Source organism: Cellulomonas sp. (assembly GCF_015234515.1).
Taxonomy (GTDB): domain Bacteria; phylum Actinomycetota; class Actinomycetes; order Actinomycetales; family Cellulomonadaceae; genus Cellulomonas.
In genome coordinates this window covers 56,975-81,010 of record NZ_JADGMY010000017.1, presented here as the reverse complement: position 1 = coordinate 81,010, position 24,036 = coordinate 56,975, and the positions used below count along the sequence as shown (strand labels likewise).

Genomic DNA, 24,036 nt, shown 5'->3' with positions numbered 1-24,036 from the left:
GCCCGACCAACCAGGAGAACCGTGTCCAGCTCGCACGTGCGCCGTCTGCGCACAGCACTCGGTGGTGTCGTCGCCGCCGGTGCCCTCGCACTGCCCCTCGCACTGTCCGCAGCACCCGCCCAGGCCGCGCCCACCCCGGACTGGTTGCACGTGCAGGGCAACAAGATCGTCGACTCCTCCGGCAAGGAGGTGTGGCTCACGGGGGTCAACTGGTTCGGTTTCAACGCCGACGAGCGCATCTTCCACGGGCTGTGGTCGGCCGACATGCGCACGCTCACCAAGGGCATCGCCGACCGCGGCATGAACGTGGTGCGGGTGCCGATCTCCACCGAGCTGCTGCTCGAGTGGAAGGCCGGCACGTTCACCAAGCCCAACGTCAACGAGTTCGCGAACCCCGAGCTCGCGGGTCTCAACAGCCTGCAGATCTTCGAGAAGTGGCTCGCGATGTGCGAGGAGTACGGCCTGAAGGTCTTCCTCGACGTGCACAGCGCCGAGGCGGACAACTCCGGGCACGTGCACCCGGTGTGGTGGAAGGGGTCGATCACCACCGAGGACGTGTACGAGGGCTGGGAGTGGGCGGCGACCCGCTGGCGGACCAACGACACGATGATCGGCGCGGACATCAAGAACGAGCCCCACGGCACGCAGGGGTCCACCGAGCGCGCCAAGTGGGACGGCTCGACGGACAAGGACAACTTCAAGCACTTCGCGGAGACGGCGTCACGCAAGATCCTCGCGATCAACCCGAACTGGCTCGTCTTCGTCGAGGGCATCGAGGTCTACCCCAAGGAGGGGGTCTCCTGGACCTCGACGGGACTCACGGACTACCACACCATGTGGTGGGGCGGGAACCTGCGCGGCGTGCGCGACTTCCCGATCGACCTGGGGGCGAACCAGGACCAGCTCGTGTACTCCCCGCACGACTACGGACCGCTCGTGCACCTGCAGCCGTGGTTCGAGGGCGACTTCGACCGGGCGAGCCTCGAGCGCGACGTGTGGGACCCGAACTGGTTGTACCTGCACAAGGAGAACACCGCTCCGCTGCTCATCGGCGAGTGGGGCGGCTTCATGGACGGCGGGCCGAACGAGAAGTGGATGCTCGCGCTGCGCGACCTCATCACCGACCGCCGTCTGAGCCACACCTTCTGGGTGCTCAACCCGAACTCGGGTGACACGGGCGGCCTGCTCGGCTACGACTGGGCCACCTGGGACGAGGAGAAGTACGCGCTGCTCGAGCCGGCGCTGTGGCAGGACGGCGGCAAGTTCGTCGGTCTGGACCACGATGTCCCCCTCGGTGGCGTGGGCAGCACCACCGGCACGTCGCTGTCGCAGGTGAACGGCGCGGGCCCGACCGTGACCCCGTCCCCCACCGCCACCCCGACGCCGTCGGTCACGCCGAGCGTGACGCCGAGCGCCACCCCGACGGTCACACCGAGTGCGACGCCGTCGGTCACGCCGTCGGCCACGGCGAGTCCCGCGGTCGGTGCGTGCGCCGTCACCTACACCGCGAGCTCCTGGAGCTCGGGCCTGTCGGGCTCGGTGCGCCTGACCAACACCGGGAGCACGCTCACGTCCTGGAAGCTCACCTTCACCGCACCGGCCGGGGTGAGCGTCACGCAGGGCTGGGGCGGGACGTGGTCCCAGTCGGGGACCGCCGTGACCGTGACGAACGCCGCGTGGAACGGCAACCTCGCCGCGGGCGGCACCGCGGAGATCGGCTTCAACGCGTCGCACGGGGGCACGGCCGGCACCCCGAGCGGCTTCGCGCTCAACGGTGCTCCCTGCACGGTGGGCTGACCCGACACCATGACGTCCGGCCGCCGTTCCCTCCTCGGGGACGGCGGCCGGGCGTGCTCACGCCGGGGTGGGCGCCCCGCCGTCGAGGGCCGACGCGTCGTCCAGGGCCTCGGCCAGGGCTGCGAGCAGCTCGTCGACGTCCTGCTCCGTGGTGTCGAACGCGCACATGAGGCGCACGGTGCCGTCGGTCGCGTCCCAGTCGTAGAAGCGCCACCGCCGCCGCAGGGCTGCCGCCACGTGCGCGGGCAGGCGGACGAAGACCGCGTTCGCCTCGGTGGGCTGCACGACCTCGAGGGACCCGATCGCGTCGATGCCCGCACGGAGCCGTGCGGCCATCGCGTTCGCGCGTCCCGCCGAGCGCAGCCACAGGTCACCCTCGTACAGCGCGACGAGCTGGGCGGAGACGAACCTCATCTTCGACGTCAGCTGCATGTCCGCCTTGCGCAGGTACTCCACGCCCGTGACCGCCTCCCGGTCCAGGACGACGACGGCCTCCCCCAGCAGCAGGCCGTTCTTGGTCCCACCGAGCGAGAGCACGTCGACGCCGCAGTCCGTCGTGAGGGCGCGCAGCGGCAGGCCCAGGTGGGCGGCGGCGTTGGCGAGCCGTGACCCGTCCATGTGGACGCGCATGCCCAGGGCGTGCGCCTGGTCGCACAGCTCCCGGACCGCCTCCGGCGTGTACACCGTGCCGAGCTCCGTGGCCTGCGTGAGGGACACCACGCCGGGCTGCGCGCGGTGGACGTCGCCGAACCCCCAGGCCTGGCGCTCGACCAGCTCGGGTGTCAGGCGCCCGTCGGGGGCCGGGACGGTCAGCAGCTTCAGCCCTCCGACACGCTCGGGCGCACCGTTCTCGTCCGTGTGCACGTGCGCCGCCTCGGTGCAGATCACGGCCCCCCACCGGGGCAGCATGGCCTGGAGTGCGAGGACGTTGGCGCCCGTGCCGTTGAGCACGGGGTAGGTGACGGCCTGGTCGCCGAGCTGGGCGCGCACGACGTCCTGCAGGCGCGCGGTCCACGGGTCGTCGCCGTAGGCGGGCACGTGCCCGACGTTGGCCGCGGCGACGGCTGCGAGCACCTCGGGGTGCGCGCCGGCGTAGTTGTCCGAGGCGAAGTGGTGGACGACGGGAGCGTGCTGTTCGGTCACGTCCCCAGTCTCGCCGACCGGTCGCCCTCGAGGGTCCTCGTCGTGCAGGACGGGCCGGCGAGCGGCATGATCCGTGCAGCCGACCGACAGGAGACCCCACATGGACCGCACCGGCGACGACGCCCGGCCTGCAGACGCCCGGCCGTCGGACGCCCCGACCGGAGCGACCGACGACGACCGCAACGAGACGTTCGTCGAGCGGATGGACCGCAACTGGGCCGAGCTGCTGCAGGAGCTGCGGGTGACGCAGACCGGCGCGCAGATCCTCACCGGCTTCCTGCTGACCCTGCCGTTCCAGGCCCGCTTCTCGGACCTCGACGCGTACCAGCAGGACGTGTTCCTCGTCCTGGTGCTCCTGGCCGTGCTGGCGACGATCCTCATCGTCGCGCCGGTGAGCCTGCACCGGCTGCTGTTCCGACGTCGTCTCAAGCCGCAGCTCGTCGACGCGGGCCACTGGTTCGCCCGCGCGGGGCTCGCGGCCCTGGCGCTGGTCCTCACGGGCGCGACGATGCTGCTGTTCGACGTCGTGCTGACCCGCACGGCGGGCATCGTCGCCGGTGGCGCGGTGCTGCTCACGATCGTCGTGGCCTGGCTGGTGCTCCCCCACGTCATCGCCCAGCGCGCCGACCCCGACGGCGACGACCGCACCGTCTGAGGCGGGAACGACGACGGCCCCGTGCCGCACCCTCGCAGGTGCGGCACGGGGCCGTCGGTCGACTCAGCCCTGGACGGCGCGCTTGAGGGCGCTCCCGGCCGTGATCTTCACGCGGTAGCCCGCGGGGATCTCCAGCTTCTCGCCCGTCTGGGGGTTCACGCCGGTGCGCGCCGCGCGGTCGGCGCGGGCCACGGCCAGGAAGCCGGGGATCGAGACGCTGCCGCCGGCGGCGAGCTGCTCGACCACGACCTCCTGCAGGGCCTTGAGCGCCTTGTCGGTGTCGGCGTTGGTCAGTCCGGCCTTCTCGGCGACGGCCTGGACGAGCTCGGTGCGGTTGAAGCTCACGACGGGTGCTCCTCGGTGATGGGGTTTCGCAGCCGCGGCACAGTGCGGGCCGCGGCGGTGCCGCACGACCAGCGTGCGCACGGTTTCCGACCCTAACCGCGCCGACCAGCAGTGGCGTGCTTCCTCGCACCGTGTCGTCGGTCACCGCCGGGAGCGCGCGCGCACCGCGGCGGCGCTGCGGGTGGTCACCACTCGGTCGGGTCCGATGCCGTGCGCGACGGCACGCTCGCACCCGGCGCGCAACCAGTCGAGCTGACCGGGGGCGTGCGCGTCGGAGTCGATCGTGAACTCGCAGCCCGCGTCCGCGGCGAGCTGGAGCAGCTCGTGCGGCGGGTCCAGGCGGTCGGGCCGGCAGTTGATCTCGACGGCGACGCCGTGCTCGGCGCACGCGTCGAAGACCGCCCGTGCGTCGAACTCGCTCGGGGGCCGGTGCCTGCCCGCGACCCGCCGGCCCGTGCAGTGCCCCAGCACGTCGGTGCGGGGGTCGCGCACGGCCGTGAGCATGCGGCGCGTCATGGCGGCGCCGTCCATGCGCAGCTTCGAGTGCACGGACGCGACCACGACGTCCAGCTCGTCGAGCAGGTCGGGGTCCTGGTCGAGCGTGCCGTCGTCGAGGATGTCGACCTCGATGCCGCTGAGCACCTCGAACGGCGCCACCGCGGGTCGCAGGGCGGCGAGCTGCGCCAGCTGGGCCCGCAACCGGGGCGCGGACAGCCCGTTCGCCACCGTCAGGCGCGGCGAGTGGTCCGTGACCGCCAGGTAGTCGCGTCCCAGCTCGAGCTCGGCCAGCACCATCTCCTGGACGGGTGTCGCGCCGTCGCTGGCCTCGGTGTGGCTGTGCAGGTCGCCGCGCAGGGCCGCGTGCAGCGCGGCCGCGGCGGGCGTCGTGCGCGCGTCGTCCGCCGCTGCCTGCTCCTCGAGCTCGATGAGGGCCGGCACCGCACGCCCCGCCATCGCGCGGGAGACCACCTCGGCGGTGCTGCTGCCGACCGCCGGGAGGTCCGTCAGGGCGCCCGCGCGGGCCAGGGCCCCGAGCCGTGCCGCCTCCTGGCGCTCGACCGTGCGCGCCGCGGCCCGGTACGCCTCCGCGCGGTACCGGCTGGCCTGGGCGCGTTCGAGGAGGAAGGCGACGCGCCGCAGCGTCGCAACGGCCCGGTCCTGGTCCTCGCGTGCGCTCACGACGCCTTGGTGCGGGCCCGGCGGCGGGCGGGTGCGGCCTCCTCGGCCGTGTCGTCGTCCTTGGTGCCGGACGTGGCCTTGGACGCCTTGCCCGCCCCGTCCTTCGTAGCAGGCTTCTTCTTCGACGTGCCGGCGCCCTTCTTCGTCCCACGCTCGGCAGGCTCCGCCTCCTGCGGTTCCTCACCGCGCGCCGCACGCGCCTTGTCGACGGAACGCTGCAGCGCCGCGAGCAGGTCGACGACCTCGCCACCACCCTCGGACGCCTCCTCCTCCGGCGGGGCCGGGGGTGCCTGGGTATCACCCGACGACACCTTCGCGGCGATGAGCTGCTCGAGGGCCGCGACGTACGCGTCCTCGTACTGCGACGGGTCGAAGTCACCGGCGAGCGACTCCACGAGCGACGACGCCATCGTCAGCTCCTGCGGCCGGACCGTGACGTCGTCGTCGAGGACCGGGAAGTCGGCCTCCCGCACCTCGTCGGGCCACAGCAGCGTCTGCAGCACGATGACCTTGTCGCGCACGCGCAGCACGGCCATCGACTCGCGCTGCCGGATCGCGACCTTCACGACCGCGACGCGGTCCGTCTCCTCGAGCGCGCCGCGCAGCAGCGCGTACGGCTTGGCGGCGCTCTTGTCGGGCTCCAGGAAGTAGGTCTTCTGCAGCAGGATCGGGTCCACCTGCTCGGCGGGCACGAACTCCAGGACCTCGATCTCGCGCTCGGTGGACAGCGGCAGCTGCTGGAAGTCCTCGTCCGTCAGGACGACGAGCTCACCGTCCTCGGTCTCGTAGCCCTTGGCGATGTCCGACCACTCCACGCTCTCGCCGTCCAGGCTGCACACCTTGCGGTAGCGGATGCGTCCGCCGTCCTCACGGTGCACCTGGTGGAGCCGCACCTCGTGCTCGCCAGTCGCCGCGTACAGCCGCACCGGCACGTTCACCAGGCCGAAGGCCACTGCGCCTTTCCAGATCGCCCGCACGGCCGTCCTCCTTCGTCGTGGCGGCGTGGCCCACCCCGGCCGCCCACGCGGCCCGCTGCACCGTCCAGGGCAGGATGGACCCGTGGAGCCCATGCTCGCCACCCCTGCACCCGCATCCGCCGCGCTCCCGCGCGGTCGCGACTGGGTGTTCGAGGTCAAGTGGGACGGGGTGCGGGTCCTCGCCGACGCACGCGGCGGAGCCGTCCGGCTGAGCAGCCGCAACGAGCGCGACGTCACCCCGGCGTACCCCGAGCTCGGCGGCCTGGCCGCCCTGGGGGACGTGCTGCTCGACGGCGAGGTCGTCCTGATGGACGGCGGACGCCCCTCGTTCGCCGCGCTGGCCGAGCGCATGCACGTGCGTGACCTGCGACGGGCACAGGCGCTCGCGGCAGCCCGGCCCGTCACCTACGTCGTGTTCGACGTGCTGCGCCGCGACGGCCGGGACCTCACCGGGGTGCCGCTGGACGCGCGCCGCGCAGTCCTCGAGGACCTGGTGCTGCCCGAGCACGTGCAGACCTCGCCCTGGTACGACGACGGCGACGACCTGTGGCAGGTCACCGCCACCCACGGCCTCGAGGGAGTGGTCGCCAAGCGTCGCGACGCACCGTACCGACCCGGACGGCGGTCGCCCGACTGGGTGAAGGCCGCGCACCGCCGCACCCGGACGGCACTCGTCGGTGGCTGGCGCCCCGAGTCGACCGGGACCGGGCGCCTCGGTGCCGTGCTGCTCGGCGCTCCCGACGCGACCGGCGGGCTGCGGTACCTGTGCCGCGCGGGCTCCGGGCTCGGGGGTCCTGCCGCCCGGGCCATGCGCGAGCTGCTCGCGCCCCACGAACGCTCCGGCAGCCCGTTCGCGGACGACGTGCCGGCACTCGACGCACGCGGTGCCGTCTGGTGCGACCCTGTCGTGGTCGTCGAGACCCTGTACCTGGTCCGCACGCCGTCAGGCCGGCTGCGACAGCCGGTCGTGCGGGGGGTGCGCACCGATGCCACCGTGGACCCCTGGGAGCAGCCGTGAGGCAGGAAGGGGACGCAGCCGCATGAGCCCGGAACGCCAGACCGTCGACGTCGGGGGCCGCCCGGTCCGCCTCACCCACCTGGACAAGGTCGTGTACCCGGCGACGGGCACGACCAAGGCCGAGGTCATGGACTACCTCGTGCAGGTCGAGCCGGCGATCCTGCGCCAGCTGCGGGACCGGCCCGTCACCCGCATCCGGTGGCCCGACGGTGTGGGCGGCGAGAAGTTCTTCGAGAAGAACACGCCGCGCGGGGCGCCGTCCTGGCTGCGCCACCAGCGGCTGCCCGCCTCGCCGGGGACGGAGGACGAGGGCACGGTCCTCGACCTGCCGTTCCTCGACGACCTCGCGGGGCTCATGTGGGCGGCCAACTCCGGCGCCCTGGAGCTGCACACGCCGCAGTGGACGGTCGGTCCGCGCGGCGGCCTGCGCGACGCCGACCGCCTCGTGGTCGACCTCGACCCCGGACCCGGCGCGGGCCTCGACGAGTGCGCCCGCGTCGCGCACGTCGTCGCCGAGCGGCTGCGCGACGAGGGCCTCGAGCGGACCGTGCCGGTCACGTCGGGCTCCAAGGGGCTGCAGCTCTACGCACCGCTCCCCCGCCCCCGGCCCGCCACGAGCGTGCGGGAGCAGGCGCGCACCCTGGCGCACGCGCTCGCGGCCGAGCACCCGGACCTCGTCGTCGCCGTGCAGCGCAAGGACGTGCGCGGCGGGAAGATCTTGCTGGACTGGTCGCAGAACCACCCCGCCAAGACGACGATCACGCCGTGGTCGCTGCGCGGCCGGGACCGTCCCACGGTCGCCGCGCCGCGCGAGTGGGACGAGATCGGCCCGGGGCTGCAGCAGCTCACGGCCGCCGAGGCGGCGGCGCGTCTGGCCCGCGACGGGGACCCGTTCGACGTCTGACGCCGGGTGCACGTCACGTCCTTGACCGGTGGCGCTCGGATGGCGGGCGTCCTCCGGGCCTGGCAGCGTGGACGTCACCCGGGCCCGACGAGCCCGGCACGTACGCGAAGGAGTGGTCATGGCCCGCGATCTGCCGAAGTACACCGTCCCGTCCCTCACCCCGGAGGACGGCGCGAAGGTGGCGGCGATCCTCCAGGAACGCCTCAACGCACTGAACGACCTGGCGCTCACGCTGAAGCACATCCACTGGAACGTCGTCGGCCCCCACTTCATCGCGGTCCACGAGATGCTGGACCCGCAGGTCGACGCCGTGCGACTCATGGTCGACGCCACGGCGGAGCGGATCGCCACGCTCGGTTCCGCACCGGTCGGCACGCCCGGCGCCCTCGTCGCGGCCCGCACGTGGGACGACTACTCGATCGGCCGTGCGAGCACCACCGAGCACCTCGGCGCCCTCGACGAGGTGTACGTCGGGGTCATCACCGACCACCGGAAGGCCGCCGCACAGGCCGAGGAGCTCGACACCGTGACGAACGACCTCCTGGTCGGTCACCTGGCCGAGCTCGAGCTCTTCCACTGGTTCGTCCGTGCGCACCTCGAGTCCTCCGGTGGTGCGCTCTCGACGGCCGGCACGTCCACCGAGAAGGGGGCGGCCGAGGCCGCCGAGGCGGCTGCGTCCCGTACGACGTCGTGACGACGGGACACCGCCCCGGCACGCACGCCCCGCACCCCGACCTGGCCGGTGAGTCCGGGCAGGACGGGCTGCGGGCGGGCCGCGTCGCGCCGCGGCTGGAGAACCCGGACGGCTCCCCGGTGCAGCGCCTGCACGTGGCGGCCCGGCTCGAGGACCGGTTCGACTCCGCGCTCGCGCACGTCCTGCGGCGCCGCGGCTGGACCGTGCGCGTCGTGGGGTACGCCGGGTACGGGTCCGGCGGCAAGGTGCGGGTCCTGGCGCGCACCCTGCTCGCGTCCCCGGGCGTGCGGCAGCAGGACCTGCCGGACAGCGGTGGCGACGCGCAGACCGGCGAGCGACCGGCGGACGCCGTGCGCGGGTGGCGCTCCTTCTTCACCGCGCCGGTCGCCGGCGCGCCCGTCGAGGTGACGGTCGGCGAGACCACCCACCAGCTGACCACCGACCGTGGGGGCTACGTCGACGAGCTGGTCGACGCGGACCTCGAGCCCGGCTGGCACGACCTGACGCTCACCTCGCTCGACGGTGCCCGCGCCACGACGCGCGTGGTCGTCGTCGGTCCCGAGCCGACCGTGGGCATCGTCAGCGACATCGACGACACGGTGATGGTCACGCGCCTGCCCCGCCCGTTCGTCGCGGCGTGGAACGTGTTCGTCCGGCACGAGAACGCACGGGAGGCCGTCCCCGGCATGTCGCAGCTCTACCGGGAGCTGCGGGCGGCGCGTCCCGACTCCCCCGTGGTGTACCTGTCGACGGGTGCGTGGAACGCGGCACCCGCGATCGGCCGGTTCCTGCGCCGGCACGACTACCCGGCCGGCCCGATGCTCATGACGGACTGGGGACCGACCAACACCGGCCTGTTCCGCAGCGGGCAGCGCCACAAGGTCGCCCAGCTGCGGCGGCTGTTCGCCGAGCTCCCGCAGGTGCGCTGGATCCTCGTCGGCGACGACGGCCAGCACGACCCGCAGATCTACGCGGGGGCCGTGGCCCGGTTCCCCGACCACGTCGCGGCGGTGCTGATCCGCCAGCTGACCGCCGGCGAGCACGTGCTGTCGCACGGTCTGCCCGCGGCGACCCCCGAGCAGGAGGACGCGGCGGACGACGCCGACGAGGCGCCGGGCATCGAGGTGCTGCTGGGCGCCGACGGCGAGGAGCTCCTCGGCCGCGTCCGGGAGGCAGGGCTCGCCGGCTGACCCGTCCTCGCCGGCCGACCCGGCGGTGGTGCTGCGGCTCAGAGCCGCTCGGGGTCGTCCCAGTCGTCGCTCGACGCGATGGCCTCGTCGTCGGGCGCGAGCTCCGCCGCCCGCAGGGAGCGGGGAGCGCGGGCGGCGTCCCCTCCCGCGCGGGCGTCCGCGGCGTCCAGGTCCGCCTGCACCAGGGGCTGGTCGGCGAGACCGTGCGCCGAGGGATCGGACGTCAGGTCGCTCGTGCGGTTCGGGCTCATGCACCGGTTCTACCAAGGCCGGGCCGGGTCCCGCATCCGGTCGCGTCCATCGGCCCGCGTGTCGCCGCGGTGGTTGCGGCGTGTCGCCCGCCGCGAGGGACGTGCGGCCCGGCGGGGTGGGCTGCCCACGCCTCCTGCGCGTCTTGCCGCCTCACGAGCGCAGCATCGTCGTCGAACGGGACGGGACCGACTCCCGAGCCGCCAGGCACCGTCACACCGACGCCGAGCAACCCGCCCACGGCCGCGTCGCTCGACGGCGTGGCGTGCACGCTGTCCTGACCTGACCGGGGTCCGACCCCGACGCGTCGGTCCAGGTCAGACCTGCGGATGTGACCAAAGTCCCATGGGACAAACATCACATGACTTGCCCTGGGAGATGCTCCGGCACCGACCTAAAGTCGCCAGTCGTGGCTCCTGGAACGCACGACACCGCCGACGTCGACGTCCTCCTGGTGGGCGGAGGCATCATGAGCGCGACCCTCGCGTCGCTGCTCGGGAGCCTCGAGCCCAGCTGGCGGATCGAGATCCACGAACGGCTCGACGCCCCCGCGCTGGAGAGCTCCAACCCGTGGAACAACGCGGGCACCGGGCACGCGGCCCTCTGCGAGCTGAACTACACGCCGCAGCGCCCCGACGGCACCGTCGACGTCACCAAGGCCGTGACGATCAACGAGCAGTACGAGCTCTCGCGCGAGCTCTGGCACCACCTCGCCGCCGCCGGCCGGCTGCCGGGCGCCGAGGACGCCGTGACGACCACCCCGCACCTGACGTTCGTGCGCGGCGCCGCCGACGTCGAGTTCCTGCGCCGGCGCTGGGAGGCCCTGCGCCAGCACCGCCTCTTCGCGGACCTCGAGTTCACCACCGACCCGGCCGTCATCGCCCGCTGGGCACCGCTGCTCGTGGCGGACCGCACGGACGACGAGCCGATCGCCGCGACGCGCGCCACCTGGGGCACCGACGTCGACTTCGGCTCCCTGACGCGCGCGATGCTCACCGACGCCGCCGCACGCGGTGCCGCCCTGCACACGAGCAGCGAGGTCACACGGCTCAAGCAGCTGCGCGACGGCCGCTGGCGCGTCACCGTCGCCGACCGCCGCTGGAACGGGCAGCGGCCGCGCACGCTCACCGCGCGCTTCGTGTTCGTCGGTGCCGGTGGGGGTGCCCTGCACCTGCTGCAGCGCTCGCGGATCAAGGAGATCCGCGGCTACGCGGGCTTCCCGATCAGCGGCCAGTTCCTGCGGACCACGAACCCGGAGCTCGTCGAGCAGCACCGGGCCAAGGTGTATGGCAAGGCCGCGATCGGTGCCCCGCCCATGTCGGTGCCGCACCTGGACGCCCGCTCGGTCGACGGCGGTCAGGCCCTGATGTTCGGGCCGTACGCGGGCTGGAGCATGAAGTTCCTCAAGCGTGGGTCGTGGACCGACCTGCTGCGGTCCGTGCGCCCCGGCAACCTCGTGCCGATGCTCGCGGTGGGGCTGCGCAACATGAACCTCGTGACGTACCTGCTGCGGGAGGTCACCGCGAGCGACACCGCGCGGCTGCGCTCGCTGCGGTCCTACATGCCGTCGGCGCACCCTCGCGACTGGGAGCTCATCACCGCCGGGCAGCGCGTCCAGGTGATCAAGCGCGGCAAGGGCGGGGGCGTGCTGGAGTTCGGCACGGAGCTGGTCGCCTCGGCCGACGGCTCGATCGCCGGTCTGCTGGGCGCCTCTCCGGGGGCCTCGACCGCGGTCGCGACGATGCTCGACCTCCTGGACCGGTGCTTCCCGGAGCGGGCCGAGGCCTGGCGTCCCCAGCTGCAGCGCCTGATGCCCAGCCTGGGCGGCGGCGAGTGGGACGCGGCGCTCGCGCTGCACCAGCTCGTGGACGACGGGACCCTGGCGGGCGGACACTGACCTCGTGCAGAACGAGGACAGCGCCGACAGCACCGACATCCCGCCCGGGGACCTCCCGGTCCCCGTCAGCGCGCCCATGCGGCACGCCAAGGTCCGCGCGTACACCGACCACACGACCGTCGGTCAGGTCGTGGTCGACCCCGACGGTGGCGTGACGATCGGGTGCGCGTGCGGCATGACACTGACGAACGGGCCCGGCTGGTCGCTCGACGAGCACATCCGGCTGCACCGTGCCGAGGCGCGGTTCCTCGCGCTGTCGGCGGTCGCACCGCCGGGCATCCCCCGGCTGATCGGCTCGCCGGCGCCCGCGTCCGCCGACTGAACGAGTCCGGACGGAGGCGCCGCGCGTACGGGCAGCCGGTCCGTCAGCCGGCTTCCCGGGCGGCTTGCCGGGCAGCGACCCGGGCGGCGACCTCGGGCCGACGCAGCGGCGGCACCGTCGTCGGCGGGCGTCTCCGCTCCGGCAGGTCCTCCAGCAGGTGCGTCGTGATGTGGGCGATCTCGGCGACGGCGCGCTCGAACGGCTCACGCGTGGCGTCCGAGAGCTGCTGGACACCCGTGACCTTGCGCACGTACTGCCGGGCCGCCGCCTCGATCTCCGCGTCGGTGGCGTGCGGCTCCAGGCCGCGCAGCGTCGTGATGTTCCTGCACATGTCAGCCGAAACTACGCCTCGGGAGCGTCCGGGACCAGAGCAGTGCGCTCGAGCTCCAGCAGCGTGCGCTTCGCCTCGTCGCCGCCGGCGTACCGGCCGGTCGAGCCGTCGGACCGGACGACGCGGTGGCAGGGCACGAGCACGGGCACCGGGTTGAGCGCGCACGCCGTCCCGACGGCACGCACCGCCGCAGGTCGCCCCACGGCAGCGGCGACCTGCGCGTACGACGCGGTCGAACCGTAGGCGATGCGCGGCAACGCCTCGACCACGTCACGTCGCAGCCCTCGGGTCAGGCGCAGGTCGACCGGGACGTCGAACGACGTCCGTCTGCCGGCGAAGTACTCGTCGAGCTGGCGCAGCACGGGGTCGAGGCGGGCACCCCCCTCGAGCACCCGGGGGCTCACGCGCGCCGCGAGGTCGTCGAGCGCCGCCTCGTGCCCCTGGACCTCGAAGGCCACGCGCAGCACGCCCGCCTCGCCCGCCGCCACGAGCACCCGGCCGACGGGCGAGTCGACGACCCGGTACGCCACGTCCAGCAGCCCCTCGTCCTGCGCACGTGCGACCAGGCGCGTGTGCAGGGACGCCAGCAGCCTCTCGTCGTCGGCGTCGTCCACCGTGCCGCGCACGGCCCCGACCTGTCCGTGGGGCAGGGTGCTCATCGCTCCTCCTCCTGGGCTCCGTAGGTGCGGCGCAGGGCCGCCACGCCGTCCGCGCCCGCGCGCCGCGCCGCCGCGTCGGTGCCGCCGACGAGGCGCGCGACCTCGGCGTACGGCAGCCCGCCGAGGTGGTGGAGCACGACGACCCGTCGCTGCTTGTCCGGCAGGGCGCGCACGGCCTGCCACAGGTCGAGGTCCCGCTCCCCCGGCCCGGCCACGCCGCCGAGCAGCGGGACCCCGTCCAGGGCGCCCGGCTCCTCGACGGGTACCGCGTGCCGGGTCCGTCGGCGCAGCTCGTCGATCGCCTTGCGGCGCGCGACGGTCACGAGCCACGCCTCGACGTTGACGTCCGCGGGCAGACCGGGCCACGCGCGCAGCGCCGCGAGGAACGTCTCGGACCACGCGTCCTGGGCGTCGTGCCCGGCGAGCACCGCGCGGCAGACGCGCAGCACGGTGCCGCCGTGCACACGCACGACGTCCTCGAACGGACCGGTCATCCTCACAGTGTGCAGACGCGCGCCCCGCCCCGGACGTGAGGTCCGGGACGGGGCGCGTCGGCGACGGGCTGCGCCCGCGCTGTCGCTGCGCGTCAGCGCATCTGCGTGAACGCCGCCGTCGCGGGGTCGGCACCGGTGCGCTCGTCGGAGTCCAGGCCGTCGATCGCGGCGACGTCCTGCGCCGTGAGCTCGAACGAGAACAGGTCCAGGTTCGACCGGATGCGCTCGGGCGTCACGGACTTGGGGATGACGATCCGCCCGGCCTGCACGTGCCAGCGCAGCGCGACCTGGCCGGTCGTGACGCCGAGCCGCTCGGCGACCTGCGTGATCGCGTCGGCCTGCAGGTCCTTGCCGCGGCCGAGCGGCGAGTAGGCCTCGACCGCGATGCCGTGACCCGTGGAGGCGTCCTGCGTGGGGCGCTGCTGGAACGTCGGGTGCACCTCGACCTGGTTGACGGCCGGCACGACGTCCGTCTCGCGCACGAGCCGGTCGAGGTGGTCGGGGAGGAAGTTCGACACGCCGATCGCACGCACCGCGCCGTCGGCGAGCAGCTTCTCGAACGCGCGCCACGTCTCGACGTACAGGTCCGTGCTCGGCACGGGCCAGTGGATGAGGTACAGGTCGACGACGTCGAGCCCGAGCTCGCGGCGGCTGTCCTCGAACGCGCGCAGCGCCTGCTCGTAGCCGTGGTCGCCGTTGCGCAGCTTCGTGGTGACGAAGACCTCGTCCCGCGGCAGGCCGCACGCACGGACGGCCGCCCCGACGCCCGCCTCGTTGTAGTAGCCGGCAGCGGTGTCGATGTGGCGGTACCCGGCCGCGAGGGCGTCCTCGACGGTCCGCTGGGTGTCGTCCGGGTCGACCTGGAAGGTGCCGAAGCCGACCTGCGGGATCTGGATGCCGTTGTTCAGCGTGATGGAGGCAGTGGTCATGGAGACACCTTGGCATCGCACGGCAGAACCGCACGCCGGCGCCGCGGACGTGACGCACGCTGCACCGCGGGCGGCGCCCAGCGGCGGGATGGATCGTCACACCCTCCGGGCCGCCGTGTCCCGGCGTCGCGAGACCACGAGGACGGCCACGGCGCCGCCGAGCGCCACGGCCGCGGACGTCACCCCGATGCCCGCGAACCCGATCAGCCCCAGGCCGACGCCGGCGAGCAGGCCGCCGCCCGCGCCGGCGAACAGCATCAGCGCGTCCGACAGCCCCTGGATGGCGACGCGTTCCGCACCCGGCACCTCACCTGCCAGGATGCTCGACCCCGCGACCGTCGCCGCGGACCAGCCCGCCCCGACCAGCGTGAGGCCGACCGTCACGAGCGCGTGCGCACCGCCGGCCGCGCCGCACACCGCCGCACCCACGACGACCACGCCGAGCCCTGCGACGAGGACGCGGCGTGGGCCTGCCACGGACGCGAGCATCCCCATGAGCGGGGAGAGTGCGAACATCGCTGCGAGGTGGACGCTGACGGTCAGGCCGATGAGCGGGCTCGACGCACCGTGCCCCGTCATGTGCAGCGGCGTCATGGCCATCACCGCGACCATGACGGCGTGCGCGGTGACGACGCCGACGACGGCACCGGCGGCGGGCGGGTGACGTCGCAGGGTCGCCGCCGCGACCCGCACCGGCACCTGCTCGCGCCCGCCGGTCGCACCGTCCGCGCGGCCGGCCACGTCGAGCGGGTCGGGGCGCAGCCCGACCTGCACCACGACGAGCGCGGCAAGCATGCCGACGCCGGCGAACACGAACACGCCTGCCGACGAGGGAAGTCCGGAGATGCGCGACAGCCACTCGTCCAGGCCGACGAGGTTGGGTCCCACGACCGCACCGACCGTGCTCGCCCACACGACGAGGGACAGGTCCCGCGGGCGGCTCGCCGGCGTCGACAGGTCCGTCGCGGCGAACCGCGACTGCAGGTTCACCGCGGACCCCACCCCGATGAGGACCGCCCCTGTGACGAGGAGCGGGAACGACGCGAGGACGGTGGCGAGCACGATCCCGGCCGCACCGGCCGCCGCCAGCGCAAGCCCCGTGGACAACGCCCGACGCCGACCACGTGCGACGGCCAGACGCGCCAACCCGAGCGAGGCCATCGCCGCCCCGAGCGTCGAGGCGGTCGTCATGACGCCCGACCACGCCTCCTGGCCCGACAGCTCGTACGCGAGCGGGGAGCCGACCGAGACGACCGCTCCCGCGGCCAGGCCCCCGAGGACCTGGGCCGTGGCCAGGACCGCGACCGTCCGACGCCGCAACCGCGTGAGGTCGGGAAGCCCCGCCACCGCTCCTCCCACCGCGGGTGCGGGCAGGTCGGCGCGCGAGGTCACGACGTGACGCTAACGCACCGGTCCCAGCCCTCACCCGTGCTTTCCGGCGGCGAGGTCAGCGCGCGCGACCCCGCAGGAACGCCCGCATCCGTTCCTTGCCCACGGCCGCGATGGCCGTCAGCGGGATGCCGGCCGGGCAGACCAGGGCGCACTCGCCGTACGTCGAGCACGGCCCGAAGTCGTGCTCCATCTGGTCGACCATCGCCACGGCCCGACGTCCCCGCTCCGCCTGCGTCTGCGGCAGGGTGGCCAGGTGGGTCAGCTTGGCGCCGGTGAACAGCGACGCCGACCCGTTGGGGCACGCCGCCACGCACGCGCCGCAGCCGATGCAGGCAGCGAAGTCGAGTGCCATCTCGGCGGTCTCGTGGTCGATGCGGGTCGTGTCGGCGTCGGGCGCGGTACCGGCGTCCACGGCCACATGCCCACCGGCCTGGATGACGCGGTCGAGCGCCGAGCGGTCCACCACGAGGTCCTTGACCACGGGGAACGCCGCCGAGCGCAGCGGTTCGAGGACGATGTGGTCGCCGTCGGCGAACGACCGCACGTGCTGCTCGCACGACGGGGTGTTCGCCTCGGGGCCGTGAGGGCGCCCGTCGACGTTCACGCCGCAGCACCCGCAGATGCCCTCGCGGCAGTCGGACTCGAACGCGACGGGCTCCCGGCCCTCCTCGACCAGCTGGTCGTTGAGCCGGTCCAGCAGCTCCAGCAGGGTCATCTCCGCCGTCGCGTCGGTGACGACGTACGACTCGAACGCGCCGGGCGATGCGGCGTCGGGCTGACGCCAGACGTCAAGGGTGAGCTTCACGCGTAGTTCCTCGTCTGCAGCGGCACGGCCTGGAACGTGAGCGGTTCGTCGTGCCGGACGAACCGTCCGTCGGTGGCGTCAGGAGCCGGTGACTCCCACGCCGAGACGCGGCACCACGCCGCGTCGTCGCGCAGCGCCTCGCCGTCGGGTGTCTGGTGGTCGGCGCGGAAGTGCGCGCCGCAGCTCTCGTCCCGGTCGAGCCCGTCGACGCACAGCAGCTCGGCCATCTCGAGGTAGTCCGCGACGCGGCCCGCGCGCTCGAGCTCCTGGTTGAGGGCCGTCCCCTCCCCCAGGACGCGCACGTCGCGCCAGAACTCCTCGCGCAGCGCACGGATCTCCGTGATGCCCTGCGCGAGGCCCTCCGGCGTGCGGCTCACGCCGGCGCAGCGGTAGAGGATCTCTCCGAGCCGGCGGTGGAACCGGTCGGGGCCCTGGGTGCCCTCGTTCTTCAGGAGCCGCTGCGTCCGCGCCTCGACCGCCTCGACCGCGTCGAGCACGGCGTCGTCGTCCGGCGCCAACGGGGCCGTGCCCAGCAGCGGAGCCAGGTACCCGGGCACCGCGTACGGCAGGGTGAACCACCCGTCGACGCACGCCGAGAGCAGGGAGTTGGCGCCCAGACGGTTGGCCCCGTGGTAGCCCCAGCCGACCTCTCCCCCGACGAACAGCCCGGGGACCGACGTCATCAGGTCGTAGTCGGACCACAGCCCGCCCATGGCGAAGTGCGCGCCCGGTGCGATGCGCATGGGGGTACGCAGCGGGTCGTCCCCCGTCGCCTGCTCGTACATGTGGAACAGGTTCGAGTACCGCGACATCACCGTCGCGCGCCCCAGCCGGGCGACCGCGTCCGCGAAGTCCAGGTAGACCGCGTTCTTCAGCGGGCCCACCCCGAACCCTGCGTCGATGCGCTCGCGGGCGGCCCGCGACGCGACGTCGCGCGGCGTCAGGTTGCCGTACGTCGGGTACCGGCGCTCGAGGTAGTAGTCCCGCTCGTCCTCGGGGATGTCGGTCGGCGCCCGGTCGTCGTCGGCGCGCACCGGGACCCAGATCCGGCCGTCGTTGCGCAGGGACTCCGACATGAGGATCGTCTTGGACTGCCACTCGCTCATCAGCGGCAGCGCCGTGGGGTGGAACTGGATGAACGACGGGTTGGCGAAGTGGGCGCCCCGCTTGTGGGCGCGCCAGGCGGCCGTCGCGTTCGAGTTCTTGGCGAGCGTCGACTTGCAGTAGATGTTCCCGTAGCCGCCTGTCGCCAGGACGACGGCGTGCGCGGTGACCGCACGGACCTTCCCCGTGACCAGGTCGCGCACGACGATGCCCTGCGCCCGGCCGTCCGCGACGACGAGGTCGAGCATCTCCTGGCGCGTGTGCAGCGTGACCGAGCCACGGGCCACCTGCCGCAGCAGCGCGTTCGCCCCGGCGACCTGCAGCTGCTGACCGGTCTGGCCGCGCGTGTAGTAGGTGCGCGAGACCTGCACACCGCCGAAGGACCGGGTGGCCAGCTCGCCGCCGTACTCGCGCGCGAACGGCGCACCGATCGCGTTCATGTGGTCGATGACGCGCACCGACTCCTGACCGAGCCGGTAGGCGTCGGCCTCGCGGCCACGGAAGTCCCCGCCCTTGACGGTGTCCTTGACGAACCGGTGGACGGAGTCGTTGTCGACCTTGCGCGCCCGTGCGGCGTTGATGCCGCCCTGGGCTGCGACCGAGTGCGCACGACGCGGGGCGTCGTGGATGGTGAAGCACTCCACCTGGTAGCCCAGCTCGCCGAGCGCGGCCGCGGCGCCGGCCCCGGCAAGGCCGGTCCCGACGACGATCACGGTGAACTTGCGGCGGTTGGCCGGCGCGACCAGGTCGTAGTGCAGCCGCCGGTCGTCCCACGCCTGCTCGGCGGGCACGTCGGGGACCTTGCCGTCCAGCGGGCTGCCGACGGTGCGTACCGCCTCGGGTGCGAGCACGGGCGTCGTCTCCCTCTGGGTCGGGTCCGGCCGGGTGGCGTCGGTCATGCCACGACTCCCGTCAGCACGGCGATGGGGATGATCAGGTTGCCCACGAGGATCAGGAGCCCGACGATGCCGGCGACCGCCGCGCCGGTGGCGCGCAGCCGGCGGCCGGTGGCGCCCAGGTCGTTGACCACGCTCCACAGACCGTGCGCGAGGTGCAGCGTCAGGGTGCCGATCGCGAGGATGTAGAACGCCGCGACCGCAGGCCTCTGGAACGAGCTGACGATGTTGTCGTACGCCTGCCCGGCCACGAACTCGTCCGTCGCGGCCGGTCTGGTGCCGGTCGTGATGTCCAGGACGTGGAAGACGACGAAGAGCAGCAGGACCGTGCCGGTGACGAGCATGCTGCGCGCCTGGAAGCTGCGCAGCCCGCGCATCCCCTGCCGGCGGTGGGGCCCCCGGGCGAGCCGCGCGCGGCGCCGGAGCACCACCCCCGCCCACACGTGGGCGACCAGAGCCGTGAGCATGACGACGCGGAAGATCCAGATGAACCACCCGTGCGGCACGAGGGGTGCCAGCAGGTCCTCGTGCAGCCAGTGGGCGTACCCGTCGAGATGCTCGGGGCCGAGGAAGATCTTGAGGTTCCCGACGAGGTGCACGACCGCGAAGACGACCAGCACGCTTCCCGTGACGGCCATGACGGCCTTGAGCGCCCAGGTCGCAGGGCGTGGTGGCGGGCTCGTCGCGGGTCGCGCGACCGCCGGAAGGCGGTCCGGTTCGGGGCGCGTGCTGGTCGGGACTGCCACCGCTGCTTGACCTCCGTGTCGACCGGCGCCGCGGGGAACGCGACGTCCAGCTCCTCGACACTTCCACCACCGACGACGCCCCAGGTGGGACCGGAGTCCCGCGTGCGCACGTCGCTCCCGGGCCTTGCCTCTCCCCGGCCCGTCAGGGCAGAGCTTTTTCGCTGTTGCTGTGCCGGTCCCGGCGCTAGGTTCCGTTATCTGCACGCTCCGACGTTCGGCCGGTTCGCTGACCTGCGGGCTCCCGGTGCCCGTGAGACGCTCGACGACGTCCACACCCGTCGCCGACAGGAGGCCCCGATGACCCGCACGGACGACCGGTCCGCAGCCCTCCGAGCAGTCCGGTCCCTCGAGGACAGCCCTGCCCTCGACCCCGTCATCGAGCGCGTGCGGCCCGTCGTGGCCGACCTGCTCGCCCGCCGGCCGGACGTCGCGGCCCTGCTGCACGGACGCCCCCTGGGTCACGCGCTCCACCCCGTCCTGACCGACGTCCCCATCGGGCTGTGGTCCAGCGCGGTGGTGCTCGACGTCACCGGCGGCCCGTCGGCACGCCCGCACTCCGAGCGCCTCATCGGGATGGGCATCCTGGCCGCGCTGCCGACGGCTCTCACCGGCCTCGCGGACTGGGCCGTGTCGGGCAGGCGAACCCGGCGGGTCGGATCGGCCCACGCCGCCCTGAACTCCGTCGGGCTCGGGCTCTTCACCGCCTCCTGGGTGCTGCGTCGGCGCGGTGCGCACACCTGGGGTGTCGCCGCGTCGCTCGCCGCCACGGGGCTCGTGGGCGCGGGTGGCTACCTCGGCGGGCACATGACCTCCCGGCTCGGCGCCCCGCCGCGCGGCCTCAGCGGTCCGCCCACCACCCGCCCGACGCCCGACGCCGACGAGGTGGAGGTCGGCGCAGCTCCCGAGGACGGCGGGCCCGCGGCCGTCTGACGGCGATCGCACCGCGCGCCGGCGAGGGCGCCCCTCCCCCGGCCCCCGGCCCCCGGCCCTGTTACCAATGGATATGGATGGATCCAATGGTCAGGTCGTCAGGTGGCAACGGTTCACGCGAGTGCGATGGGTGGGAGTCCGCGGACGCGGACTACGGCCCGCGCGCCGCTCGTCGTGCCCACGTCGCGCCCTACGAGCCGGCCGGACAGCAGGTTGCCCCGCTCGTCGTACGCGAACGTTGTCGACTCCCCCGACGCGTACGTCACCACGTCTTGCCGGCCTCGGACGCCGCGGTGAGGTCGAACCGATCCTGCCCGCCGTCCACCCGACGAGCAGCCTGCCCTCGATGACCGTCGCTGAAGCGACCTCGCTCCCCGACCTGCCACCCCCTCGGTGGCCGCAGCTCGACGGCACCTACCCTCACGGACCCGGCCCCGAGCTGCGCGACCTGACCCAGGTGCCGCAGCTGGTGCGGCTCGGCCGCACGGCAATCGTGCTACCCCAGTCGGTCAGCGCGAACCTGCGCGCCGGACTGGCCGTCGTCCCGCTCCCTGACGCGCCGCCGGTCACCACCGTCATCGCCTGGCCGCCGCAGAGCAGGTCTCCAGGCGTCACCGGCCTGGTGCACACCGCGACGCGTCTCGCTGCCGCCTGATCCTCGCCCAGCACTCGGCCGCGCGCGGCGGGCTCTCGCGCTTGGCGCCGTCCAGGGCGCGCCGCGCTTCCCGGCCCCGACGCACCCCTCGTGACGAGTAGCCCGCGGCCACGCGGAGCCGTGCACTCCACCGCGCACTCAGTGATGCGAGAGCCCCACGGGGTCCGTCAGCGTCGTGCCCATTCGTCACTCCACTCGGCGACCGCGTTCAGCACAGGCGAGAGTCGCTGGCCGACCGGCGTGAGTCCGTACGTGATCTGGACTGGCCGGTCGTCGGTGACCGCCCGTTCCACGATCCCCGCGTCCTCGAGCTCGCGGAGCCTCTGGGAGAGCATCGCGTCGGTCAGCCGCGGGATGTCGCGGCGGATCTCGGAGAACCGCAACGGGCCGCCGAGCAGCCGCTGGAGGATCACACCGTTCCACCTCCGGCCGATGAGCTCGATCGCGGCATGGTAGCTGCGGCAGTGCCCGAACGCGACATCGCGCTCCTCCACCTCGCCTGCGCGCGCCTCGTTTGCCATACGACGATCATAGCCCCTATGGTTTCCATAGTTCCTACTGAATCCATAGGACGTCGCCATACCTGTGCCCCCGGCGTCGCCGGGGACACGGATCACCCAGAACGAGCCCACGCCAGCATCGCCGTCCCGAACCCGGGCGGCGTCATCCACCCATCGCCCGAGGAGGCACCCATGACCGTTCCCGAGCCCCTGACCCCGGAGAGCACGACGATCGTGATGATCGACCACGCGGTCGGGTTCGCGAACCTGCTCCGGTCCCACGACCTGGGCACCCACATCAACAACACCGTCGGACTCGCCAAGACCGCTCTGCTGTTCGGTAGTGGGCTGGTCGTCACCAACGGCGTCAAGGGCAAGCCCTCCGGCCCGCTCTACCCCGAGCTGACAGACGTCCTCGGCGACCACCCCGTCATCGAACGCCCCGGCGCGACCAACGCCTTCGACGACGCGGCCTTCGCCGAGGCCGTGGCCGCGACCGGCCGCCGCAAGCTCGCGATCGCCGGCGTGTCCACCGAAGGCTGCGTGCTGCAGAGCGTGCTCGGAGCGCTCCGCCTGGACTACGAGGTGAATCTGATCGTCGACGCATCCGGCAGCCTCACCCGTGAGACGCACGACACCGCCGTGCAGCGCATGATCCAGGCCGGCGCCGTCCCCACCACCTGGTACTCCCTGGCGGGAGAGTTCGAGTACGACCACACCTCGCCGCGGGGCCCGATCCTGCAGCAGATCATGCGCGAGCATCAGCCCGCCATGGCCAAGGGCGTCCAGACCTACCTCGCCACCAAGACCGCCTGACACCCCCCACGCCGGTCCTGCACCCCACTCGGGTGCGGGACCGGCCCCTGTGATCTCGTGATTCGGAGCACCGTGACTTCCGCGCACCCTCGCCCCACCATGCGTCGCCTCGTGTCGATGCTGTGGTTCCCGTTCTTCTTCGCCGCCGCCTTCAGCGTGTCCGGGCTGCTCGCCTTCCACCACCCCGCACCCCACCACGTGCAGATCGCCGTCGCCGAAGGACCCGACAGCGACACGACCCGCACCACGATCACCGCCCTCGAGCCCCGCTTCGGAACCGACGCGTTCACCCTTACTCCCCAGGCAAGCGCAGCGGAGGCCCGCGCAGCCGTTGCCGAGGGGCGCGCAGCCGCGGCGATCGACGGCGACACCGTCTACGTCGCCTCCGCCGCCAGCCCGACCCGCGCGGACTTCCTCACCCAGATCGCCCCCGACCTCACCCCCGGGAACACGCGCGTCGTCGACCTCGTCCCGACCGCTGCCGGAGACATCAGCGGCGTCAGCCTGTTCTTCTACGCCCTGCCGCTGCTGCTGGTCGGCCTCATCACGTCCATCGTGCTGCTCCAGCTGGGCCCCTGGCGGGTCCGCAACAAAGTCATCACCATCGCCGCCACCGGCGCGTTCGCCTCGGTGTTCGCCTACCTCGTCGCCACCACGCTGGACGCGATCCCCGCCGACCCGAGGCTGGTTCTCTATGGCTTCATCCTCACCCAGGCGATCGGGTGGCTCACCACCGCCGCAGCCCTCAGCCTGCGCCAGTACTTCATGCCCGCTGCGATGACCTTCGTCCTCATCCTCGGCATCCCCACCTCCGGCGCCACCGTCAACGCCGACATGCTCCCACCCGCCCTCCACTGGCTCCACAGCGTCCTGCCTCTGGGCCAGTTCATCGACACCGCACGCGCCAGCGCCTACCTCCACACCACCAGCGTCACCAGGCCTCTGCTCGGACTGGTCGTCTGGGCGGCGACCGGCGCAGCACTGCTCGCACTGGCCGCACGGAAGGCCCGGCACACGGCCCGCGCACGCACGAGCTCCTGACACCCCACCTCCGAGGACGCCCCCACCTGCGTGCCGCCCGGCAGTCCTTCGCCGCAGCGCTCACCGACACACAGGGGCACGTCGAGTCCGCCGCGTCCGTCGAGCGCTACCGACGGGCCCTGGGGGCGACGCCGCTGCTCGTCGTCCGGCTGCGGGCAGGACGTGAGCAGCTGCGTCGACGTGTGACCGCCCGCAGCCGCGGTGAGGGTGGCCCGGAGCTGGCCGGCGACACGCTGCGCGGGATCGACGCGGTTGCCGTCGACGCCTTGGTCGACGCCGCAATCGGCGTGAAGGCGTTCTCGGCTTGCAACGACAGGGTCATCGTCGTCTCCGGGCCGCACTCACACCCGCCTGAACCTCCTCCAAGG

At 73.3% G+C, this 24,036-nt stretch carries 26 protein-coding genes; 12 read left to right on the top strand and 14 right to left on the bottom strand.

Features of this window, described 5'->3' with window-relative positions:
- Positions 1–21 precede the first annotated feature (21 nt).
- The gene (locus IR158_RS07185; RefSeq protein WP_291811342.1) at positions 22–1,797 is read left to right on the top strand and encodes a cellulase family glycosylhydrolase; all 1,776 of its coding nucleotides are present in this window, start codon (positions 22–24) and stop codon (positions 1,795–1,797) included.
- 57 nt (positions 1,798–1,854) lie between these two features.
- Here the strand turns inward: IR158_RS07185 and IR158_RS07180 are convergent, their stop codons facing one another.
- On the bottom strand, positions 1,855–3,042 hold the full coding sequence (locus IR158_RS07180; protein ID WP_291811340.1) for a low specificity L-threonine aldolase: 1,188 nt from the start codon (positions 3,040–3,042) through the stop codon (positions 1,855–1,857).
- On the opposite strand from IR158_RS07180, the gene IR158_RS07175 reads away from it, so the two are divergent.
- The gene (locus IR158_RS07175) at positions 3,041–3,595 is read left to right on the top strand and encodes a DUF6328 family protein (RefSeq protein ID WP_291811337.1); all 555 of its coding nucleotides are present in this window, start codon (positions 3,041–3,043) and stop codon (positions 3,593–3,595) included. The genes IR158_RS07180 and IR158_RS07175 overlap by 2 nt on opposite strands.
- A 63-nt stretch (positions 3,596–3,658) precedes the next feature.
- Here IR158_RS07175 and IR158_RS07170 read toward each other — a convergent pair whose 3' ends face one another.
- The 3 genes from IR158_RS07170 to IR158_RS07160 all read right to left on the bottom strand — a co-directional run bounded on the left by IR158_RS07170 (position 3,659) and on the right by IR158_RS07160 (position 6,096).
- Positions 3,659–3,940 (bottom strand): HU family DNA-binding protein, encoded by a 282-nt coding sequence (locus tag IR158_RS07170; protein ID WP_227575409.1) that lies wholly within the window; start codon positions 3,938–3,940, stop codon positions 3,659–3,661.
- 141 nt (positions 3,941–4,081) lie between these two features.
- Positions 4,082–5,119: a PHP domain-containing protein gene (locus IR158_RS07165; RefSeq protein ID WP_291811330.1), complete on the bottom strand. Its 1,038-nt coding sequence runs from the start codon at positions 5,117–5,119 to the stop codon at positions 4,082–4,084.
- Positions 5,116–6,096, bottom strand: a complete 981-nt coding sequence (locus tag IR158_RS07160; RefSeq protein WP_291811328.1) for a Ku protein — start codon at positions 6,094–6,096, stop codon at positions 5,116–5,118. Before IR158_RS07160 ends, IR158_RS07165 begins: the two co-directional genes overlap by 4 nt.
- An 82-nt stretch (positions 6,097–6,178) precedes the next feature.
- Here IR158_RS07160 and ligD (IR158_RS07155) point away from each other — a divergent pair, with 82 nt between their 5' ends.
- The 4 genes from ligD (IR158_RS07155) to IR158_RS07140 all read left to right on the top strand — a co-directional run bounded on the left by ligD (IR158_RS07155) (position 6,179) and on the right by IR158_RS07140 (position 9,902).
- Positions 6,179–7,114, top strand: coding sequence for a non-homologous end-joining DNA ligase (gene ligD, locus IR158_RS07155; RefSeq protein ID WP_291811325.1), 936 nt, complete (start codon positions 6,179–6,181; stop codon positions 7,112–7,114).
- A 22-nt stretch (positions 7,115–7,136) separates the two neighbouring features.
- Positions 7,137–8,018 carry a non-homologous end-joining DNA ligase gene (gene ligD / locus IR158_RS07150; protein WP_291811322.1) on the top strand — a complete coding sequence of 294 codons (882 nt, stop codon included), beginning with the start codon at positions 7,137–7,139 and terminating at the stop codon, positions 8,016–8,018.
- Between the two features lie 118 nt (positions 8,019–8,136).
- Positions 8,137–8,712: a DNA starvation/stationary phase protection protein gene (locus IR158_RS07145; protein ID WP_291811319.1), complete on the top strand. Its 576-nt coding sequence runs from the start codon at positions 8,137–8,139 to the stop codon at positions 8,710–8,712.
- Complete coding sequence (locus IR158_RS07140; protein WP_291811318.1) at positions 8,709–9,902, top strand: App1 family protein; 1,194 nt, start codon at positions 8,709–8,711, stop codon at positions 9,900–9,902. The genes IR158_RS07145 and IR158_RS07140 overlap by 4 nt, the downstream gene beginning before the upstream one ends.
- A gap of 38 nt (positions 9,903–9,940) precedes the next feature.
- Here IR158_RS07140 and IR158_RS07135 read toward each other — a convergent pair whose 3' ends face one another.
- Positions 9,941–10,153 (bottom strand): hypothetical protein, encoded by a 213-nt coding sequence (locus IR158_RS07135; protein ID WP_291811315.1) that lies wholly within the window; start codon positions 10,151–10,153, stop codon positions 9,941–9,943.
- A gap of 407 nt (positions 10,154–10,560) precedes the next feature.
- Between IR158_RS07135 and mqo the strand changes: the two genes are divergently transcribed.
- Positions 10,561–12,048, top strand: coding sequence for a malate dehydrogenase (quinone) (gene mqo, locus IR158_RS07130; protein WP_291811313.1), 1,488 nt, complete (start codon positions 10,561–10,563; stop codon positions 12,046–12,048).
- A gap of 76 nt (positions 12,049–12,124) precedes the next feature.
- Positions 12,125–12,370, top strand: coding sequence for a hypothetical protein (locus tag IR158_RS07125; protein ID WP_291811629.1), 246 nt, complete (start codon positions 12,125–12,127; stop codon positions 12,368–12,370).
- Between the two features lie 43 nt (positions 12,371–12,413).
- Here the strand turns inward: IR158_RS07125 and IR158_RS07120 are convergent, their stop codons facing one another.
- The 8 genes from IR158_RS07120 to IR158_RS07085 form a co-directional block, all read right to left on the bottom strand.
- A complete protein-coding gene (locus IR158_RS07120; RefSeq protein ID WP_291811312.1) occupies positions 12,414–12,701 on the bottom strand; it encodes a DUF2277 domain-containing protein in 288 nt (95 codons plus the stop codon).
- A gap of 11 nt (positions 12,702–12,712) precedes the next feature.
- Positions 12,713–13,360 carry a methylated-DNA--[protein]-cysteine S-methyltransferase gene (locus tag IR158_RS07115; RefSeq protein WP_291811311.1) on the bottom strand — a complete coding sequence of 216 codons (648 nt, stop codon included), beginning with the start codon at positions 13,358–13,360 and terminating at the stop codon, positions 12,713–12,715.
- Complete coding sequence (locus tag IR158_RS07110) at positions 13,357–13,854, bottom strand: sigma-70 family RNA polymerase sigma factor (protein WP_291811309.1); 498 nt, start codon at positions 13,852–13,854, stop codon at positions 13,357–13,359. The genes IR158_RS07115 and IR158_RS07110 overlap by 4 nt, the downstream gene beginning before the upstream one ends.
- Positions 13,855–13,946: 92 nt before the next feature.
- Positions 13,947–14,783: an aldo/keto reductase gene (locus IR158_RS07105; RefSeq protein WP_291811306.1), complete on the bottom strand. Its 837-nt coding sequence runs from the start codon at positions 14,781–14,783 to the stop codon at positions 13,947–13,949.
- A gap of 96 nt (positions 14,784–14,879) precedes the next feature.
- Positions 14,880–16,175 (bottom strand): MFS transporter, encoded by a 1,296-nt coding sequence (locus IR158_RS07100; RefSeq protein ID WP_291811304.1) that lies wholly within the window; start codon positions 16,173–16,175, stop codon positions 14,880–14,882.
- Between the two features lie 55 nt (positions 16,176–16,230).
- On the bottom strand, positions 16,231–16,980 hold the full coding sequence (locus tag IR158_RS07095; protein WP_291811303.1) for a succinate dehydrogenase/fumarate reductase iron-sulfur subunit: 750 nt from the start codon (positions 16,978–16,980) through the stop codon (positions 16,231–16,233).
- Positions 16,977–18,983 (bottom strand): fumarate reductase/succinate dehydrogenase flavoprotein subunit, encoded by a 2,007-nt coding sequence (locus IR158_RS07090; RefSeq protein ID WP_291811301.1) that lies wholly within the window; start codon positions 18,981–18,983, stop codon positions 16,977–16,979. The genes IR158_RS07095 and IR158_RS07090 overlap by 4 nt, the downstream gene beginning before the upstream one ends.
- Positions 18,980–19,726 (bottom strand): succinate dehydrogenase cytochrome b subunit, encoded by a 747-nt coding sequence (locus tag IR158_RS07085; RefSeq protein WP_291811299.1) that lies wholly within the window; start codon positions 19,724–19,726, stop codon positions 18,980–18,982. The genes IR158_RS07090 and IR158_RS07085 overlap by 4 nt, the downstream gene beginning before the upstream one ends.
- A 297-nt stretch (positions 19,727–20,023) precedes the next feature.
- Between IR158_RS07085 and IR158_RS07080 the strand changes: the two genes are divergently transcribed.
- Together IR158_RS07080 and IR158_RS07075 are read left to right on the top strand one after the other, a co-directional pair.
- Complete coding sequence (locus IR158_RS07080) at positions 20,024–20,656, top strand: DUF2231 domain-containing protein (protein WP_291811297.1); 633 nt, start codon at positions 20,024–20,026, stop codon at positions 20,654–20,656.
- 346 nt (positions 20,657–21,002) lie between these two features.
- Entirely contained in the window at positions 21,003–21,311 is a 309-nt protein-coding gene (locus IR158_RS07075; protein WP_291811295.1) for a hypothetical protein, read from the top strand.
- Between the two features lie 167 nt (positions 21,312–21,478).
- Here IR158_RS07075 and IR158_RS07070 read toward each other — a convergent pair whose 3' ends face one another.
- Positions 21,479–21,832, bottom strand: coding sequence for a helix-turn-helix domain-containing protein (locus IR158_RS07070; protein WP_291811293.1), 354 nt, complete (start codon positions 21,830–21,832; stop codon positions 21,479–21,481).
- 171 nt (positions 21,833–22,003) lie between these two features.
- Here IR158_RS07070 and IR158_RS07065 point away from each other — a divergent pair, with 171 nt between their 5' ends.
- Positions 22,004–22,627: an isochorismatase family protein gene (locus IR158_RS07065; protein ID WP_291811291.1), complete on the top strand. Its 624-nt coding sequence runs from the start codon at positions 22,004–22,006 to the stop codon at positions 22,625–22,627.
- 99 nt (positions 22,628–22,726) lie between these two features.
- Complete coding sequence (locus tag IR158_RS07060; protein WP_291811290.1) at positions 22,727–23,668, top strand: hypothetical protein; 942 nt, start codon at positions 22,727–22,729, stop codon at positions 23,666–23,668.
- Positions 23,669–24,036: the final 368 nt, after the last annotated feature.

Bases quoted from the DNA above. Each gene is read 5' to 3' on its own strand.
- IR158_RS07175 (WP_291811337.1), top strand. From the start codon at position 3,041: ATGGACCGCACCGGCGACGACGCCCGGCCTGCAGACGCCCGGCCGTCG.
- IR158_RS07180 (WP_291811340.1), bottom strand. From the start codon at position 3,042: ATGTGGGGTCTCCTGTCGGTCGGCTGCACGGATCATGCCGCTCGCCGG.
- ligD (WP_291811322.1), top strand. From the start codon at position 7,137: ATGAGCCCGGAACGCCAGACCGTCGACGTCGGGGGCCGCCCGGTCCGC.
- IR158_RS07145 (WP_291811319.1), top strand. From the start codon at position 8,137: ATGGCCCGCGATCTGCCGAAGTACACCGTCCCGTCCCTCACCCCGGAG.
- IR158_RS07135 (WP_291811315.1), bottom strand. From the start codon at position 10,153: ATGAGCCCGAACCGCACGAGCGACCTGACGTCCGATCCCTCGGCGCAC.
- IR158_RS07125 (WP_291811629.1), top strand. From the start codon at position 12,125: ATGCGGCACGCCAAGGTCCGCGCGTACACCGACCACACGACCGTCGGT.
- IR158_RS07120 (WP_291811312.1), bottom strand. From the start codon at position 12,701: ATGTGCAGGAACATCACGACGCTGCGCGGCCTGGAGCCGCACGCCACC.
- IR158_RS07115 (WP_291811311.1), bottom strand. From the start codon at position 13,360: ATGAGCACCCTGCCCCACGGACAGGTCGGGGCCGTGCGCGGCACGGTG.
- IR158_RS07110 (WP_291811309.1), bottom strand. From the start codon at position 13,854: ATGACCGGTCCGTTCGAGGACGTCGTGCGTGTGCACGGCGGCACCGTG.
- IR158_RS07105 (WP_291811306.1), bottom strand. From the start codon at position 14,783: ATGACCACTGCCTCCATCACGCTGAACAACGGCATCCAGATCCCGCAG.
- IR158_RS07090 (WP_291811301.1), bottom strand. From the start codon at position 18,983: ATGACCGACGCCACCCGGCCGGACCCGACCCAGAGGGAGACGACGCCC.
- IR158_RS07080 (WP_291811297.1), top strand. From the start codon at position 20,024: ATGACCCGCACGGACGACCGGTCCGCAGCCCTCCGAGCAGTCCGGTCC.
- IR158_RS07075 (WP_291811295.1), top strand. From the start codon at position 21,003: ATGACCGTCGCTGAAGCGACCTCGCTCCCCGACCTGCCACCCCCTCGG.
- IR158_RS07070 (WP_291811293.1), bottom strand. From the start codon at position 21,832: ATGGCAAACGAGGCGCGCGCAGGCGAGGTGGAGGAGCGCGATGTCGCG.
- IR158_RS07065 (WP_291811291.1), top strand. From the start codon at position 22,004: ATGACCGTTCCCGAGCCCCTGACCCCGGAGAGCACGACGATCGTGATG.
- IR158_RS07060 (WP_291811290.1), top strand. From the start codon at position 22,727: ATGCGTCGCCTCGTGTCGATGCTGTGGTTCCCGTTCTTCTTCGCCGCC.